This window comes from Nocardioides sp. (genome assembly GCF_025965415.1).
In the GTDB taxonomy this organism is placed as follows: domain Bacteria; phylum Actinomycetota; class Actinomycetes; order Propionibacteriales; family Nocardioidaceae; genus Nocardioides.
In genome coordinates, this window is sequence record NZ_JAOPWY010000112.1 from 1 (window position 1) to 16,507 (window position 16,507).

Below are 16,507 nucleotides of genomic sequence, written 5' to 3' on the forward strand. Positions count from 1 at the left end.
CGCACGCTGGCCGAGCTGACCAAGCGGGCCTGGGAGCACGACGTGCAGGTGATGGTCGAGGGTCCCGGCCACGTGCCGCTGAACCTCGTCGAGGAGAACGTCGTCCTCCAGCAGGACTGGTGCCACGGGGCGCCGTTCTACACCCTCGGCCCGCTGGCCACCGACATCGCTCCTGGCTACGACCACATCACCTCAGCGATCGGCGCGGCCGCCATCGCCATGCACGGCACCGCCATGCTCTGCTACGTCACTCCCAAGGAGCACCTGGGCCTGCCGAACCGTGACGACGTCAAGACCGGCGTGATCACCTACAAGCTTTCCGCCCACGCCGCGGACATCGCGAAGGGTCACCCCGGCGCGCGTGACTGGGACGACGCGCTGTCGAAGGCGCGCTTCGAGTTCCGGTGGCACGACCAGTTCGCGCTGTCGCTGGACCCGCATACGGCGGAGTCCTTCCACGACGAGACGTTGCCGGCCGAGGCGAGCAAGACCGCACACTTCTGCTCCATGTGCGGGCCGAAGTTCTGTTCCATGCGCATCAGTCAGGACGTCCGCGACTACGTCGACTCCGGCATGGCGGAGAAGTCCACGCAGTTCGTGGAGCTGGGCTCGTCGATCTACGTGGAGGAGTCCACCTACACTCGCGCTCCATGACGTGGAATCGGCCCGTACCTCTCCTGGGCGACTCAACCTCGTCAGCTGAACGGGCCGCCGAGGTCGAGGGATGGGCGTTTCCGGCTGCTGCCCGTGGGGCCTTCTACGAGGTGGTCGGTGCACGTCGCGACGTACGTCGGTATCGCCCAGACCCGGTCGACCCCGTGCTGGTGAAGCGGGTGCTCATGGCGGCTCACATGGCACCGTCGGTCGGACACAGCCAGCCGTGGCGCTTCATCGTGGTCTCCGACCCCGCGACGAGGGACCGAGCCGCGCGGATGGCCGACGAGCAGCGACTCCGTCAGGCCCGGCACATGGAACCGGACGCGGCCCGTCGGCTGCTGGACTTGCAACTCGAAGGGATCCGTGAAGCCCCGCTGGGCGTGGTCGTCGCCAGCGACCGACGCACACCTGCCGGAGGTGTGCTCGGGCGTGCCACCTTCCCCGACGCGGATATGTGGTCGTGTGCCTGCGCCATCCAGAACCTCTGGCTTGCCGCACGCGCCGAGGGCCTGGGCGTCGGCTGGGTCACCCTGTTCGAGCAGCACGACCTCGAAGCGCTTGTCGGGGTGCCCGCGGGCGTGGTCACCTTGGGCTGGCTCTGCCTGGGCTGGCCCGATGAACGTCCGCCGGCTCCGGGTCTGGAGCGGGCGGGCTGGTCGCGTCGCCAGCCCGTCGAGGAGGTGATCTTCGCAGAGCGCTGGAGCGAGGCGACTGCGGCTCCACCGTCTCACCTGCGCGCGCCCAGCAACGACGCCGTTGTCCGGGCGCGGGACGAGGCCGACGTGCTGCTCACGCCGCCAGGCTCACTCGGAGTGCTGGACCGGTACCTGGACCGGGTCGAAGCCGCGATCCAGGGCCGTCATGAGGCTGCACCCACTGGTCAGCTTCTGCTGGTTGCGGGGCGGCACCCGGTGACCAGATACGGCGTCTCCGCCTACCCAGACTCCGTCACCGAGGACGTGCTGGCCGCCAGCAGGGTCGGCGAGTCCGCCGGCGCGGTTGCTGCCTCGGCCGCTGGCCTGGACTTCGACGTGGTCGATACCGGCACTGCGACCGGTGATCTCGTCACCTCCGACGCGCTGTCTGCGGACCAGGTCTCGGAGCTGATTGACCGCGGGCGCAGGATGGGTGCTGCCGTCGGCAGCCACCATGTCCTCCAGGCACTGGGCGAGGTTGGCATCGGCAACACCACCGTGGCCGCCACCCTCGCGGCGGCGCTCCTTGATCTGCCCGCGTCCGAGGTGGTGGGACTCGGAGCGGGTGCGGACACGGCTATGGTGCGGCGCAAGACCGAGGTCGTGGAGACCGCACTGGCGAGGGTCCGCGCGGTGCCGGGCTCGGCGGAGCTGCTTCCCGAGCAGGCACTCGCCGCGCTGGGGGGCCCTGAGTTCTGTGTCCTCGCGGGGGCCGTTCTGGGGGCCGCGTCCACCGGAACCGTCAGCGTGCTCGACGGCCTGGCCACGAGTGTCGCCGCCCTGGCAGCGGTCCGTATCGAGCCCGGCGCTGCGGCGTACCTTGTCGCTGGCCAACGCAGCCGCGAGCGCGCGCACGCCGCGGTCCTGGAGCACCTGGGACTCGAGCCGTTGCTGGACCTGCGGTTGCGGGCCGGTGAAGGTGTCGGTGCGACGCTAGCCTGCGCGATGCTGATCAGTGGGTTGAAGCTGCGTCGAGGGATCGGTCGAACCGCGCCGTGATGGAGTCGTTTCTGGTCCGGACGGAGAGTCGACCTGGAATGCAGCCGGGCGCATGCAGGGCCAGACCGCCTCGCCAGAGCTCACCGACCGCGGTCGCCGTCAGGGCGTGCGGGCCGGGGCTCAGCTGCCCGCCCTAAGCAGAACGGTTGCTGACCTCCGACCTCGTCCGAACGCGGTGGACCGCAGCCATCATCGGCACGACGCTGCGGCTCGAACCGAGGCGGACCCGCACCCACGCGAAGCCCGCGGCGGGTGCGTCTAGGCTGGACACGAGAGGAGTGCACATGACGCCAAGCGAAGACGCCCTGGATGCGGACGCAGCACTCGTCGAGGGTAGACCGCCTCCCTCACGGGCGCGTCCCCTGGATCGGGAGCGCATCCTGAACGCTGCCATCGAGTTCATCGACGAGCAGGGCCTGCCCGGGTTGACGATGCGTCGGTTGGGAGAACGCCTCGGTGTCGAGGCCATGGCGCTCTACCGGTACGTGCAGGGCAAGGAAGAGCTGCTCGACGGGGTGGTTGAGCTGCTCGTGGATGGCATGCGCGTCGATGACGAGGTCATTGACGCGCCGCAGGACGGGTGGCAGGACTTTGTCCAGCGCCTCGCACACGGCGTACGCAGAGTGGCCCTGGCACATCCCCAGGCATTCCCGCTGATCGCTTCTCGTCCGCCCGAGGCGCCGTGGCTCAGGCCGCCGCTTCGCAGCCTGAGCTGGGTCGAAGCGTTCCTCGCCGGCCTCGAGGCCGAAGGCTTCACTGACGCCGCCGCGGTGGCGAGCTACCGGGCCTTCTCCAGCTTCCTCCTCGGGCACCTCCTGCTCGAGGTGTCCACACTAGGAGCGGACGTCGGTCCGCTGGACGTGTTGGAGGAGGAGCCCGAGCCGGAGGGCCTGGCCGCTTATCCGCTCGTGAAGCGGCTCCGTCCGGCTCTCTCGACGGACACCTCGGCCGTAGAGTTCGAGGAGGCGTTGGAGGAGCTGCTCAACCGGATGGCCCTGGCGCGGCAAGAGGCGCACGGGAACGACTAGTTGGTCCCGGCCAGGACGTTGGTAGCAGCGGCTGGCCGCTGAGGTGAAGAGAACCTCCGAGTGTGTGGCGTGTCGAAGGCCGCCGCCGAAGGCGAACCAGGCCTGCCCAACCGCTCGTCGCGGCCTCACACGTCACCGGCCAAGACCCCGGTCGAGGTCGAGCAACGCGTGCTCGAGCTGCGCCGCCAGGAACGTCGCGGCCGGGACTGGCTCGGCCCCGAGCTCGGTGTGCCGCCACGCACCGTCGCCCGGATCCTGTGCCGACACCGGGCGCCGTACCTGCGTGAGTGCGACCCGATGTCCGGGAGGTAATCCGGGCCTCGAAGGTGACCGCGGTGCACTACGAACGGGTGGCCCGGCGAGCTGCTCCACATGGTCGTCAAGAAGCTCGGGCGCATCGACGACGGCGGCGGATGGAGAGCCAACGGCCCCGAGCACCGGCAGACCGCGAAGCAGAAGCGAGCCGAGATCGGCTACGACTACGTCCACTCACTCATCGACGACCACTCCCGCTACGCCTACTCCGAGATCGTGCCCAACGAACAGGGCCCGACGTGTGCGGCGTTCTTCCTGCGCGCGGCGCAGGCGTTTGCCGAGGTCGGCATCACCCGCATCGAGCGGCTGATCACCGACAACCACATGTCCTACAAGCGGTCCGTAGATATGCGTGCTGCAGTCACCGCGCCCGGAGCACGACGCCTGTTCATCAAGCCCCACTGCCCTGGCAGTACGGCAAGGTAGAGCGCTTGCAACGACGGACGCTCAGCCGCTCTGCCCCCTGGCTCGAGCCCTACAACACTGTCTGACGCCACAGAGCTCTCGGTGGCCAACCACCCATCAGCCGGTGGACAACTGGCTGGACATCACACCTAGGCGACTGGTCGGGCGCCATATGAGCCGACCCGTAGCAATGGTCGCGGGAACTGGTCCCTTGGGGTGGGCCCCCCTTGCTTTCGGCCAAGGACCTGTGTTTCGGTTTACAACGTAAAGCGACCTCGGCGGTACGCCGCATGAGCCATCTGACGATTGGCGCGGCGGGTGCTCGTACGCGCTCCGCGCACTAGCAGCGCTTCTGTCGTGCTGCCCTCACATGAAGGAGAAGTACATGCGAGATTCTCTCGAGAACGGTCTGCGCAACGGGTTTAGCCTCATCGCTGAGTTCGTGCCCAAACTCGTCCTGTTGCTGATCATCCTGATCGTCGGTCTGCTCATCGCGAAAGCCATCAGCAAGGCCCTCAGTGCCTTGCTGGAGCGCGTCGGATTCGACAAGGCAGTCGAGCGGGGTGGCGTCAAGAAGGCGTTGGCGAACTCGAAGATGGATGCCAGCGACATCATCGCCAAGCTCCTCTACTACACCTTGATGCTGTTCGTCCTTCAGCTCGCATTCGGTGTCTTCGGGCCCAACCCGATCAGCGACCTCCTCACCCAGGTGATCACCTTCCTGCCGAGCCTGATCGTCGCGATCATCATCCTCGTGGTCGCCTCGGCGATCGCCGCAGCGGTCAAGGTCCTGGTCGAGGGTTCGCTCGGCGGCCTGTCCTACGGCACGACGCTGGCCAACCTCGCCTCCATCTTCATCCTCTTCCTCGGCATCGTCGCCGCTCTCAACCAGGTGGGCGTCGCCACCACCGTGACCACCCCGGTGCTGGTCGCCATCCTCGCCACCGTGGCCGGCGTGATCATCGTGGGTGTCGGCGGTGGGCTCATCAAGCCGATGCAGCACCGCTGGGAGGGCTACCTCCTCAAGGCCGAAGCCGAGGCGCCCCGCATCAAGCAGGAGGCGGCAAACGCGCCCAGCGTGAAGGACCAGGCCCGGCAGGCCAAGCACCAGGCCACCACGTCACACCAGTCCACTGGCCGCGGCGGTTCCAGCAGCGCCGGCGGTCCTCCGCCGGCAGCACCTGCTGACGCTCTCTGACGCTCTGCAGCACCCGGAACGCAGCCCCACCGTGACCTCGCTCCAAGGGGTGGAGACGCCAAGATTTCACGCTCCGTCAGGCCATGGGACACCCGACCACGGGTACGAGACGTGGTCCTACCACGGCGGCACCAGCCGCACCAGATAGGAGACACCATGATTGACACCAACCAGGTACAGACGCTCACCACCGGTGGCGGCAACGTCATCGACAGCAACGGCGACAAGATCGGCAGCATCGGCCAGGTCTTCCTCGACGACAGTACGGGTCGCCCCGAGTGGGTGACCGCCAACACGGGTCTGTTCGGCATGGGGGAGTCCTTCGTCCCGTTGCGTGAGGCCGAACTGTCCGGCAACGACGTTCGGGTTCCCTACACCAAGGACAAGGTCAAGGACGCGCCCCGCATCTCCGACTCCGAGGGTCACCTCGACGAGTCCGAGGAAGCCGAGCTCTACGCCTACTACGGCACCGAGGGAAAGGACTACGACACGTCGTACGCCGACGGTGACGCCACCGACTACGCCAGCACCGGCAACGGCGACCCATCCGTGGGACACGACACGTCGGGCCCGAACACCGACACCGCGATGACCCGCTCCGAGGAGCAGGTCAACGTCGGCACCGAGAAGCGCGAGGCCGGGCGTGCCCGCCTTCGCAAGTACGTCGTGACCGAGGACGTGCAGACGACTGTCCCGGTCAGCCACGAGGAGGTCCGGCTCGAGCGTGAGCCGATCACCGACGCCAACCGTGACGCCGCTGTGTCCGGTGGCGACATAACCTCCGAGGAGCACGACGTGGTCCTCACCGAGGAGCGCGTGGTCGTCGAGAAGGAGACCGTCCCGGTCGAGCGTGTGCGCGTCGACAAGGAGACCGTGACCGAGGAGCAGCAGGTCGACGAGACGGTCCGCAAGGAGCAGATCGAGCTCGACGAGTCCGACACGTCCGGTCCGCGCACGGGCCGCTGACGCGGGCTGACCGGCACGACGTGGGGGCACCTCAAGCATCGAGGTGCCCCCACGTCGTTTCGGGCGGGTAGCACGCCGAAGCTAGTCATTCCTCGTGCCGCAGGTCCACCAGCACGCCGGAAGATCGAGCCTTTCATAAGTGCTGCGAGTAGCCCCTGACCTGCGGAAACGTCGGTCAGGGGCTACTTGCTTCTTGAGCCAGATCGCCTTGTGTCGCGTCTATGTCCCGAAAACCTCTCGCGGTACGACCTCTTTCGACCGGCTTTGCGCGGACATGGCGCAGTCGGACCCGACGTGGGCGCGCACGGTGGGGCGACGTCAGTCCTGCGAGGTGGTCGTCGTCGCGTTGTCGGCGAAGGACTGAGCGGCGACGCGAGCTGCGTATCGCAGGGGGAGCACTGAGCGAGACTGAGAACACCTCGCCGCCTCACGTCGCCGGCGGGGACGAGCCCTCGCCCGGAGATCCCCATCAAGTGCGTCTGGTCTCGGCCATCGGTGCGGCCGCACTTTCACTCGTCGTGGGCGTGGCCATCGGCCTTCAACTCGCGATGCCAGATGAAGTCAAAGACGGGGGACCTTCCGCGGGCGAGCCGTTCTCTGCGGAAGTTCAACGGGCGCTCGAGGTCAGCGCAAACATCAAGGGATGGTCGCTGGAGGGGATAGCGGGACGGGCAGGTGCCAACACCTGAAGCAAGTCGTGGAGCACATGCCCGTCAGCAAACCCACGGCCCTGACTCGCGAGAATGTCGAGGCGGCATCCGGGCCCAACGGGAGTCTCTTCGTCACAGTCTCCAGCTACACCTCCGGGAATCAGGAGGCGCTTGGGTCCATCGCCCCCTGCATCGACTACCTCGTCGGCACGCGCGCGCGGGAGACAACTAGCCAGAGAACCCGTTTAAGGCCCGCTGCACGATCAAGGGACGGGACTGCTGCACGAGGTGGTGACAGCGTGAACTGACCCACCCTTGGCGTGACCTCGATGCCACTTCGACGTGTCCAACCCGACGCGCACGCCTTGGCAGCGGAAGGTGACGCTAGGGGCGAACAACGCAGGTCTTGCTAGGGTGCGGCCGTGCAGCCGATCGCCACTGAGCGGCTCGTCATTCGTCCCTTCACGATGGACGACCTCGACGACTTCCTCGCATACCAGTCGGACCCCGAGGTGCGGCGGCACCTGAAGGGCGACCCACAGACCCCGGACGCTGCGGCGGACTACCTGGCGTCGCAGTCCACACTCGACGACGAGCTGCGTGACGCGTGGCACGATTACGCGATCGAGCACCGCGCACTCGGGCAAGTCATCGGCAATATCGGTGTCTACCTGCCGGCGTCCGACCCGACGGAGGCCGACCTCGGGTTCCAGCTGCACCCGCGGTTCCACGGCCACGGCTACGCGCGCGAGGCGGCGCGCGGCTTCATCGACAGGTTCATGGTGGGCGGTCCGCTCACCCGGCTCTCCGCCTCCTGCGCCGAGCCGAACGAGCGGTCAGCTCAGCTCCTCATTGCGCTCGGCATGACCGAGGCGCCCGAGGCGCCGGCCGGTGATCGCTCCTTCGAGCTCCGCAGACGATAGAGGCGCTAAGTTCCTGCGCCGGATGTCGACACTTCGGATCGACCACTTCCCGAGATCTGAGGGATGGTCTCTTACGTCGAAAGGCTGGCCACAGAAGGCAGGCGGAGTCGGTCGATGGTCGCGGGTTAGTCGTTCTTCTGGTCGGGGAGCCTGTGAGCGTGTCTTCTGACTGGTTGGAGCACGGCGCTGAGCGCGCTCGCGCCGTCTACTGGGAGAACCACGCCAACCTGGACCGTGACCACGACGGCACTGCCTGCGAGAACTGACGGTGGCCAACCTGCGGTGCATGTCTGGGTGGGTGACGCAGCAGCAGGCTGCCGAGCTGCTCGGGTAGGTGCTACGGACTAGCCACCGTTGGCGTCATCAGGGATGACAGTCCTGCGAGGATGCAACCATGCGTGAACAGGTGACCATTCGATCCGACGCCACGACATCGGACCTCAGCGACTCACCGCCTCGGACCGGAGCACGCGTGGGCCGTCGCCTTGGTGTGGGCGTCCTTTTGCTGATCACCGCCGCGGCAGCCTTCGACGTGCTGGGGCCGCGCACAGGCGACACCTCGTCCGCAGGCGGCGGGTACGCACTAGCCCTGGAGTATCCACAGATTGCTCGCGCAGGCGAGCCGGCACCGCTGATTCTGACCATTACGTCCGACGCTTTCGGCGACTCGGTCGATGTGCGCTTATGCGGGACCTACTTCGAGCACCTTGACTTCCAGGCGTGGTACCCGAGTCCGTCCGCAGAGTCGTCCGACGCGGAATGGGTCATCTACGAGTTCGATCCGGCGCCCGATGGCCGGACTTTACGTGTGGCGCTCGACGCGCGGGTTGCGCCTGGCCAGTTGGGCGGTCGCGACGCTTGCGAGGTGAGCGTGCTGGACCACGGCGATCCCGTGGTGACTGCGACGTGGACGACGTGGAGGATGCCCTGATGGACATCTTGATCCGGTCGCTCGCGATCTTCGCGTTCCTCTGGTTCGTAGTCCGAGTCGGAGGCAAGCGTGAAGTCGCGCAGCTATCGGCCTTCGACATGATTTTGCTCATCACGGTCGGCGACCTTGTCAGCCAAGGGATCGTGCAGGAGGACTACTCCGTCACCGCGGCAATCATCGCTGTCGCGACCTTCACGCTGGCCGGCATCCTCCTCAACGACTTCACCTTCCGCTTCCCCCGCTTCCGGCCATGGCTCGCCGGCCGTGCTCGCGTCGTCGTCCGCGACGGTGAGCCGTTGCTCCAGACCCTGGCCGGGGAACGCATGACCATCCAGGACCTCCACGAGGCCGCGCGGCAGAACGGGATCCGTCGACTGCGCGACATCGAGCTGTGCGTGTTGGAGACCGACGGCTCGTTCTCCTTCTTCACCCGCGACGATGACGCGGAAGACGGGGCAACCGAAGGTCCTGACGGCCTCGCCTGATCGGACCTGGGCTGGCTCCGTAGCGACCCCGACTGACTCACTGTCGGAGGTGGGTCGCACGCCTAGCCTGCGGCGATGGGTGAGTGGGTGACGCAGTACGAGGCTGCCGAGGTGCCCGGCGTGCATCGGAGTGCGATCTCGAAGATGCTGCGCCGTGGTGATCCGACGTCACGCCGGCAGCGGCCGTCATTGTCGCGCGACCAGGTCGTCGAGCTCGCGGCCGCGCGGGCCGTAGCCGGGGGCGAACGGAGCCACGAGTACGACCGCGCCCGTCTGGCCCGCGGCCCCCGGACCAGGACTTCCTGTGGCTGTTGGCGCCGGCCGCGGTGCTCGGCTGTCGGTGGTGGCGTTGGGTGGTCGTGCGGCTCGCGGGCGTGTGCCGGCGACGGTGGCGAGGGTCGGAGGTGGTTCCGGCTGGACCTACCCGAGCTCGCGGTGCGCGCGCATGTGGCCCGTGAGCGTCGCCAGGTGTCCGCTCGGACAGGGCTAGGTCCCGTCGGCTTGTAGTGGCCAGCGGGACCTTGACCGCGACTGCCCCCCGGCTCTATCGCGCCCGTGACGTTGCCACCGTCGGCCGTGGTGGTCAAGGGGAGTCTGGACCAGGACAGCCCTTGTGCAATGTTGGCGCGGTTCCGCCGATCAGGGAACCTTGTCGGCGGGACCGCTGCCGCCGCCCAGCCGGGGGATTGAGGCGCGGCGTGCACAGAATAGGGTCGTCGTCAGACGTCGCCTCGGGGAGGTAGTCCGACCCCTACCTTTGGCTACGATTCGGCTCGTTCGAGTGCCGTGGCAACGGCGCCTAGGGGACGTGATGGAAGGCCCCCTCGCAGCAAAGAGCCATTATTCGGACGTCGACATCCGTCGGTGCCGCTAGCAACCGCTGCTCCTGCTGAGCCGGTAGGTGATCTCCGTGTCTCCTGACACTGCGGTGAAGGCCGTGCTTCCTTCGAGGGGAACGTCGGCCAGGGAATGGCGGGCGCTGAACCCTGTGATGACGTCGTCAGGCGTGCTGTTGTCTTGGTTGTAGTCACCATTGGCGGCTCCCTCCGCGCCGTTGTCGCCGCCCTCGTCGTCGTCCCAGCCGTGCAGGGCGACGCGGAATTGCTCGGTCGGTCCTGGGCAGAACTGGACCGGCTGCGGCACATTGGCGCCATCCAGTGTCGAAGCGGCACCGCCGTCGTCGTTGGCGAAGAGCGGGCCGACCTTCGACTTGACCGACTGGTGGAACTGCGAGGGTGGGTCGTACAGCACGAGTGACAGGTTGATCTCGCCGGGCTCATCCTCGTCGATGTCCTGATCCGCCAGGATCCTCACCCGGTCGACGCTCACGCGTACCCCCGCCGGTCCGGGCGCAGTGACGGCAGCACAGGGGGTGTTCTCCGGGTGCGGCGACGCGCCCTCCTTCACCCACAGGGCCAGTAGCAAGCCGTCGGCTCCGCGGGTGCTTCGACCTGTGCGGTTGACGAGTCGGCACCACTCGTAGGCGGTTTGCAGCCTGGCAAGAGCAAGCGCCTTCGGGAAGCGCGTCGGTCCGTCGGCGGACTTGTCCTTGCGCAGCTCGGAGTCATCGGTGCCGTTGTGGGTCAGGGCGAAGCGTGACCCGTGATAAGCGATGCACGAATAGTGGTCGGGAAACTGCAAGCCGGGCGGATTGGTGCACGTGTTGATCGTCAGGGGCTGGGCGCGGTTCCCGGTCACATCTCGTTCGTAAGGGTCGCACTGGTTCTTGAACACCGACGTGGCCGGCCGAGCGCCCACACCGCTGATCAGCAGCCGGAAGTCGGCGCCGCTCTGCAGGACGGGGACCTCATGGGGGCCGAACGTGGGGAGGGAGGTGAACTGACCATCGCCGTTCCTGTCGACTCCCGGGACGAACCCTGCTTTGCCGGACAGGGTCGGGTGTGGCAGCAGCCCGACTCGCCAGCCGGCAGGGAAGTCGGACACGGTGGCGTCCTTCGCGTCGGTCCTGCCGTCGTCATTCACATCGATGACCTCGAGAAACCCTGAATCAGACCGTCTCAGGCGCGGGGTGACGAAGTCGGCGCTCCGAATGTCGCGTCGTACGACGCCGAGCGGACCCGGCGCCGACCAAGGTCCGAGACCGTTGCTGCCGGCCAGGCGGGTACCGAAGTCGACGAGGTCGCTCATCCTGGTCGTGCGTGCCGCCGGGAAGCCCAGCTCCACCCAGTTCGAGTGCGAGTAGAAGTCCTGGACCGGGTGAAGGGAGCGACCGAACTGGTCCGAGGCAGACCAAGGGTCAAGCCCGGAGCCGGGAGTCAGCCGGGCTACAGCACGCGTCTGGAACGAATTGACTTGCGCTGCTGTCTCGGTGAAGGCGCAGTCATCCGCGTGGATCCACGGAACGTCCTCTCGTGGTCCGTCATCCGCCCAGTCATCGTGCTCCTCCACGATGTCGTCGTACACGCCCCTGCGCAGGAAGGGACGCAGCACACTTGTGGCGTTTTCATGGTTGCCGATGGTGAACGCTTGTGAAAGGTCGGCAGGACTGACGGACATGCCACTTGCGACAGCGGCCGCGACCACGCACAGCGATGCCGCCCTGGCCCTGCTCTTGATGTCCAAGATTTAGCTCCCTGTCGGTCGGCCTTCAGGCCGTTCACGGGAATGGACACAGGTGGAGTAGCCGCCGACCAACGTCAACCCTCTTCATCCAGATTCTTCCCGAGGGTGTGGGCTGTCAAGAACCTTGTCGACGTCGAGCGCACTGGTCCAGAACACGTTGACTGCAACCTGGTGGTGCTGGATCGTGGAAAGGTCGCTCCGGCGGCTGGAAGCGTCACTTTTCGGTGGGCTCCGCCGCTGGGTATGCCCAGAGGAAACCCATGGAAGTTCGGGAAACCACGCTGACCTTCGCTGTAGCTCGGGGGTCGGGTCCGATGACGGCCAATCGCACCATCGTGTTTCCTCGCGCCGTGGACAAGGCTGTGGCCGCGGTGCGCGGATACCAGGTCGGATTCGCAGGTGAAGACCATCACCTCGGACTCCTCGAAGTCGCGGTCGACACCGCGGTCGATAGCAACACCGTCACGGTCAACGGCCGGTTGGGCTGCCGGGACTGGTCAGGATCCTGGGACGACGACTACGGGGGCTCCATCCAGGTGTCCGTCCTGGCCGACCTGGTCTCGATCACCGAGCCTCCCCCGCGCGGGGACCTGCAAGTTCTCGACATCGAGACCAATCAGGCCACGCAGTTCTTCCGCTCCGCGGAACACCTGGACGCGGGCAACGTCCGACCGGACAACTCCATCCCCCTCGTGGCGGGCAAGTCGACCGGTGTGCGCGCCTACGTCGACTACGACGTCACCAGCGGTCTGCCCGCGATCGCCAACCTCACTGGCGAACTCGTCGTCTCCAGCGGGGCGGCCCAGACAACTCTGTCACCCTTGGCCACCATCCAGCCCAGGCGGGCGGCGGAAATAGATCGAGGGATGGTCGACCACACCCTGAACTTTCTCATCCCGGACGCGTGGTGCGACGGGGACATCGAGGTCCGGCTGCGCGCGTTCGACGCCGCTGCGCCTGGTCAAAAGTCTGCTGCGGCCCAACGAACACTGCGCTTCGTTCGCGTCAACCCCCTGCGCGTATACGCCGTCGGTATCAACTACACCGGCGCTGAGTTGAACCTGCCCGCGCCGGTCGAGGCCGACTTCGCGACGACGTTCGACTACACGCGGCGCGTCTGGCCGACCGGCGACCTCCTCTTCTCGGGGTACACGACGCTGGAGTTCGACGAGAGCTTGGACGGCACGGCGTCAGAAGGCTGCGGAGACGGGTTCAACTCCCTGCTCGACGACCTTCGCGACATCAAGGGCGACACAGACGATCTCGTGTACGGGCTCCTGCCCACGGGTACCCCGCTCACCGGCGTCGGGGGCTGCGGAGGCGACGGTGCCGGTACCGGCATGATCGGCGGGGGCCAGACCGCTGCACATGAGGCAGGGCACGCGGTGGGACGAGACCACGCGCCTTGCGACGATTCGGGGCGGTGCGACAGTCCCCGCAACACCGACGACGACTTCCCTCACTACGGCAGTTACGTCTCTGACAGCATTGGTGAGTACGGCTACGACGTGGAGAACAACCAGGTGTTCGCCCCCGCATCTTCCCAAGATTTCATGGGTTACTCGGGCAACAACTGGATCAGCCCCTACACCTACACGGCGCTCTTCTCGAAGGGAGACCCGTCACCGTCAACGGGGACCGCGCCCGCTTGGATGGCCTCCTACCTGGGAGTCGCGCCCGCCGAGCACCTCGGCTTCAGCGACCAGCAACGTCCGGCAAAGGGCCAAGTCGAGCCGCGACCAGAATGGGTCAAGCGACGCGAGCAGGTTCTCTTCCTACGCGTCACGGCGGACGACGACAGCGCCGTCGTACACCCCTCCTTCACCTACCCTGCCTTCCGCCGGCCACGCGGACCAGCCACCGACGTTGAGGCGCACGTCCTCGACGAGGGCGGCAACATCATCGCGTGCACCTACTTGCGCCGGGCCTGCGGCTCATGCGACGCAGACTGTGGGCCCGTGGACCTCATCGGCGAAGTGCCCCTCTCTGCCGAACCGGACCGGCTCGTCATCCGGCGGGATGGAAAGGAGCTCGCCGCTCACAACTTCGAAGACCCGGTTGAGCTGAGTTGCGATTGGACCGACAAGGGCGGAGATCTGGAACTGACGTGGGAAGGTAAGGGGTCAGGGGACGATATCCGGTACCTCGTGCAGTGGCGCGACCGCGGAGGGGTCTGGCGTGGGGTCGCCCCCCGCACCACCGACACACGCATGGTCCTGCCTCGACGCCTGCTCTTCGCCGACAAGACGGTGAACCAGGTCCGCGTGCTCGCCACGGAGAGACTTACCACCAGCGCCTGCGTGCTGAAGTTCGATGGCTGTCACGAGGAACCCCCCGTGACCATCACGATCTACGACACCGGGCCAGTCGTCGGGGCCCTAGCGGTCGACCCACTCGGCCGACAAGTGCCCGGTCGTTTCCTTACCTGGTTCGACGACGCCGGCGGCGAGGTGGGAGTCGGCGACCGCCTCCCGAAAAGGACCTTCGCGGATGGAGTCCTTCCCAACGGGACGTTGCACGTCGTCCCCTCAGGCGTTGGTGTGACCGCAGCCGAAGGGCTGGCCGCGGTCGACCTGGGTCGTCTCACTTCTGGTACGTCCCGGCCACCGGACGCCCGACCGCACCCCCACACGCACCCACACGAAGCACACAGGAAGGGCTGGCGCCGTGCAGATTGAGTCCAACAGCATCACGTTCGGCAGGTTCTCCGGATCCGGCCCCCGCCAAGCCACGCGAGACGTCGCCATGGGCGTGCCGGTAAGCACCGCGACCGCCATCCTCACCGGCTTTAACGTCCAGTTCTCGTCCAACGACGGCGACCACCACCTCGGCAATCTCGACGTGCGCCTCGACGCCGCACTCCTGGACAGCACCAACGTCCGAGTCACCGCAACCTTCGGCCTGCGCGACTGGAGCGGAACCTGGGACGACCGATACGAAGGCCAAGTCTTCTTTTCCGTCGTCGGCGACTAGCACGCGCGTTTTGGCCAAGACCGCGCGTACCCGGTGCGACCAAGCCGGTTTCCGCCTCACCGTCGACCAAGGTGCAGTGAAACGAGTCGCCTCAGCGTCTGCTGACGGGATTTCAGCCGGAAGCCGGCTGGTCAGTCTCATGCGCATACCGCGGGTTGGGCAGTCAGCTCTGGTCGCTGGGGACTGGGCCCGACCCGGCAGCCAAAGAACCGTCCGGATCGCGGCGAATAGACGCAAGTGTCCGACCGCTGCCCTTGGTTCGACGCGGAGCAGAGGGGGAGGCCCTACCGGCGATCCGCAACGACGGCGATCAACGGCTGGCCCGCGGCGATACGTCTGGGCGCTCGGGGTACGAGCCCGGCCTCCCGCAGCTGGCCGCACAGGACGTCGGTGTCCGGTAACTCGAGCGCTCCGTCCTGGGAACGCAACAGGAGATCGAAGTGCCTGCTGAATGCGTCGTCACTTAGGAAGGTGGTGACGACGACGAGCCGCCCGTCTTCATTCAGCCGATCGGCCAGAGCACGGAGAAGGACGGCACGGTCACGGATGGGGGCGTAGTAAATGACGTTAGCCAATAGAACGAAGTCGAACGTCTCGCCGGGACGCTCACGCAGGAACCGTTCCACGTCGGTGTCGACGATCTCGGCACGGTCACCAACGTCTCCGACCTCCAATGACAAACGCGCAAGGGCGGCAGCCGCGGGGTCGGCTTCCACACCGACAGCCGACGCCGAGGGCGCCGCCTCCAGGACGCGGCGCACGTGTGTCCCCGTCGCGCACCCCACGTCGAGGAGACGACGAGGCGACCGCTCAGCGACGAGCCGATCCAGCTCAGCGAAGACGAACTCGTCCATGAACCGTGACAGGCGCGCAATTAGATCCCCGTCCTTCTTGACGTCCATCCGTCCACCACCGCAGGCCAGGACCTCCTCGAGATCGCGGTAGAGGCCGGTGTGGTAGGTCGAGAAAGCTTCGTAAGCGGCGCGTGTGAGCTCGTCGTTCAACAATCGACGCCCCCGGTTGGCGATGCGCCACCTTCCGCGGTGCTTTTCGACCAACCGGTGGGAGGCGAACGACTGCAAAGCCGCCTCCACGAGCGAGGCATCGGGCCAGCCTCGGTTCGCGGCCAGCTCGTCAACGGCCGTCGGCCGCTTCAACTCTTCGAGCAAGCCGCTCCGAATTGCGGCACCCTTTACCGCAACGTCGAGAGCGACACGCGTCGACGACAGAGCAAAGAGACGCCCTCGCGTGTCGCCGGCACGCATAGTCCGTAAAAGTGGCCGCAGCCTCATCCTCCGATGTTCCAGCACCTAGTCGGAGCTCGCCAGCCCCAAGATCGGGCGGGCGCCAATTTGATCCGGGTTCAGCCGCCCCTGACGGAGCCGTCGCGGTGCGTGCACTTTCAACGACCAGCGAGGGGAGTCAACCGAGGCGCGGGACCTCGCTGCTACCCGCGGAGCCGAGTCGTCTGATGCACGCAGCGAAGGCGGTTCCGTGACGCGTGCCTTAGAGGGGGTCTCGAGGAGTTGGTGACGGGCAGTCCGGTCTAGAGGTCTCGTTGACAGATGCCACACCCGGATCAATGGTTGATAGGAGAAGCGAACGCCTGGGCCAGCCAATCCTGGGCGGCGACCGAGTCCAGAGCTCTCGGCACCGACGCGGGTTCGGCCCGTCCGGGACATCAGACGCAGAGTCCATG

Annotated in this window: 15 protein-coding genes and 1 pseudogene; 14 read left to right on the top strand and 2 right to left on the bottom strand. The window is 66.8% G+C overall.

The features are described from left to right. The 12 genes and pseudogenes from JWN97_RS11690 to JWN97_RS11740 form a co-directional block, all read left to right on the top strand. Positions 1–654, top strand: a 654-nt coding sequence (locus JWN97_RS11690) for a phosphomethylpyrimidine synthase ThiC (RefSeq protein WP_297622675.1), incomplete at its 5' end; no start/stop codon positions are given. Continuing rightward, positions 651–2,351 carry a 5,6-dimethylbenzimidazole synthase gene (gene bluB, locus JWN97_RS11695; protein WP_297622677.1) on the top strand — a complete coding sequence of 567 codons (1,701 nt, stop codon included), beginning with the start codon at positions 651–653 and terminating at the stop codon, positions 2,349–2,351. The genes JWN97_RS11690 and bluB, both read left to right, overlap by 4 nt. Before the next feature lie 22 nt (positions 2,352–2,373). Beyond that, positions 2,374–2,514, top strand: a pseudogene (locus JWN97_RS21230) (histidine phosphatase family protein); the annotation flags it as partial. A 121-nt stretch (positions 2,515–2,635) separates the two neighbouring features. Beyond that, on the top strand, positions 2,636–3,379 hold the full coding sequence (locus JWN97_RS11705; protein ID WP_297622679.1) for a TetR/AcrR family transcriptional regulator C-terminal domain-containing protein: 744 nt from the start codon (positions 2,636–2,638) through the stop codon (positions 3,377–3,379). A 69-nt stretch (positions 3,380–3,448) separates the two neighbouring features. Next, a complete protein-coding gene (locus tag JWN97_RS21235) occupies positions 3,449–3,691 on the top strand; it encodes a leucine zipper domain-containing protein (protein WP_363321282.1) in 243 nt (80 codons plus the stop codon). A gap of 60 nt (positions 3,692–3,751) precedes the next feature. After that, positions 3,752–4,120, top strand: coding sequence for a DDE-type integrase/transposase/recombinase (locus tag JWN97_RS11710; RefSeq protein WP_363321283.1), 369 nt, complete (start codon positions 3,752–3,754; stop codon positions 4,118–4,120). 364 nt (positions 4,121–4,484) lie between these two features. Next, on the top strand, positions 4,485–5,297 hold the full coding sequence (locus JWN97_RS11715) for a hypothetical protein (protein WP_297622681.1): 813 nt from the start codon (positions 4,485–4,487) through the stop codon (positions 5,295–5,297). A gap of 156 nt (positions 5,298–5,453) precedes the next feature. After that, positions 5,454–6,263: a PRC and DUF2382 domain-containing protein gene (locus JWN97_RS11720; RefSeq protein WP_297622683.1), complete on the top strand. Its 810-nt coding sequence runs from the start codon at positions 5,454–5,456 to the stop codon at positions 6,261–6,263. A 1,072-nt stretch (positions 6,264–7,335) separates the two neighbouring features. Beyond that, on the top strand, positions 7,336–7,836 hold the full coding sequence (locus JWN97_RS11725; protein ID WP_297622685.1) for a GNAT family N-acetyltransferase: 501 nt from the start codon (positions 7,336–7,338) through the stop codon (positions 7,834–7,836). Between the two features lie 158 nt (positions 7,837–7,994). Next, complete coding sequence (locus tag JWN97_RS11730; protein WP_297622687.1) at positions 7,995–8,102, top strand: excalibur calcium-binding domain-containing protein; 108 nt, start codon at positions 7,995–7,997, stop codon at positions 8,100–8,102. Positions 8,103–8,230: 128 nt separating this feature from the next. Beyond that, the gene (locus JWN97_RS11735) at positions 8,231–8,767 is read left to right on the top strand and encodes a hypothetical protein (protein WP_297622689.1); all 537 of its coding nucleotides are present in this window, start codon (positions 8,231–8,233) and stop codon (positions 8,765–8,767) included. Next, positions 8,767–9,252: a YetF domain-containing protein gene (locus JWN97_RS11740; RefSeq protein WP_297622691.1), complete on the top strand. Its 486-nt coding sequence runs from the start codon at positions 8,767–8,769 to the stop codon at positions 9,250–9,252. Before JWN97_RS11735 ends, JWN97_RS11740 begins: the two co-directional genes overlap by 1 nt. An 870-nt stretch (positions 9,253–10,122) precedes the next feature. Here JWN97_RS11740 and JWN97_RS11745 read toward each other — a convergent pair. Next, on the bottom strand, positions 10,123–11,835 hold the full coding sequence (locus JWN97_RS11745; RefSeq protein ID WP_297622693.1) for a hypothetical protein: 1,713 nt from the start codon (positions 11,833–11,835) through the stop codon (positions 10,123–10,125). A 350-nt stretch (positions 11,836–12,185) separates the two neighbouring features. Here JWN97_RS11745 and JWN97_RS11750 point away from each other — a divergent pair, with 350 nt between their 5' ends. Beyond that, positions 12,186–14,513, top strand: a complete 2,328-nt coding sequence (locus JWN97_RS11750; protein WP_297622695.1) for a hypothetical protein — start codon at positions 12,186–12,188, stop codon at positions 14,511–14,513. Continuing rightward, the gene (locus JWN97_RS11755; protein WP_297622697.1) at positions 14,503–14,808 is read left to right on the top strand and encodes a hypothetical protein; all 306 of its coding nucleotides are present in this window, start codon (positions 14,503–14,505) and stop codon (positions 14,806–14,808) included. The genes JWN97_RS11750 and JWN97_RS11755 overlap by 11 nt, the downstream gene beginning before the upstream one ends. Positions 14,809–15,092: 284 nt before the next feature. On the opposite strand, the gene JWN97_RS11760 is transcribed toward JWN97_RS11755, so the two are convergent. Beyond that, a complete protein-coding gene (locus JWN97_RS11760; protein ID WP_297622699.1) occupies positions 15,093–15,977 on the bottom strand; it encodes a class I SAM-dependent methyltransferase in 885 nt (294 codons plus the stop codon). Between the last annotated feature and the right edge of the window lie 530 nt (positions 15,978–16,507).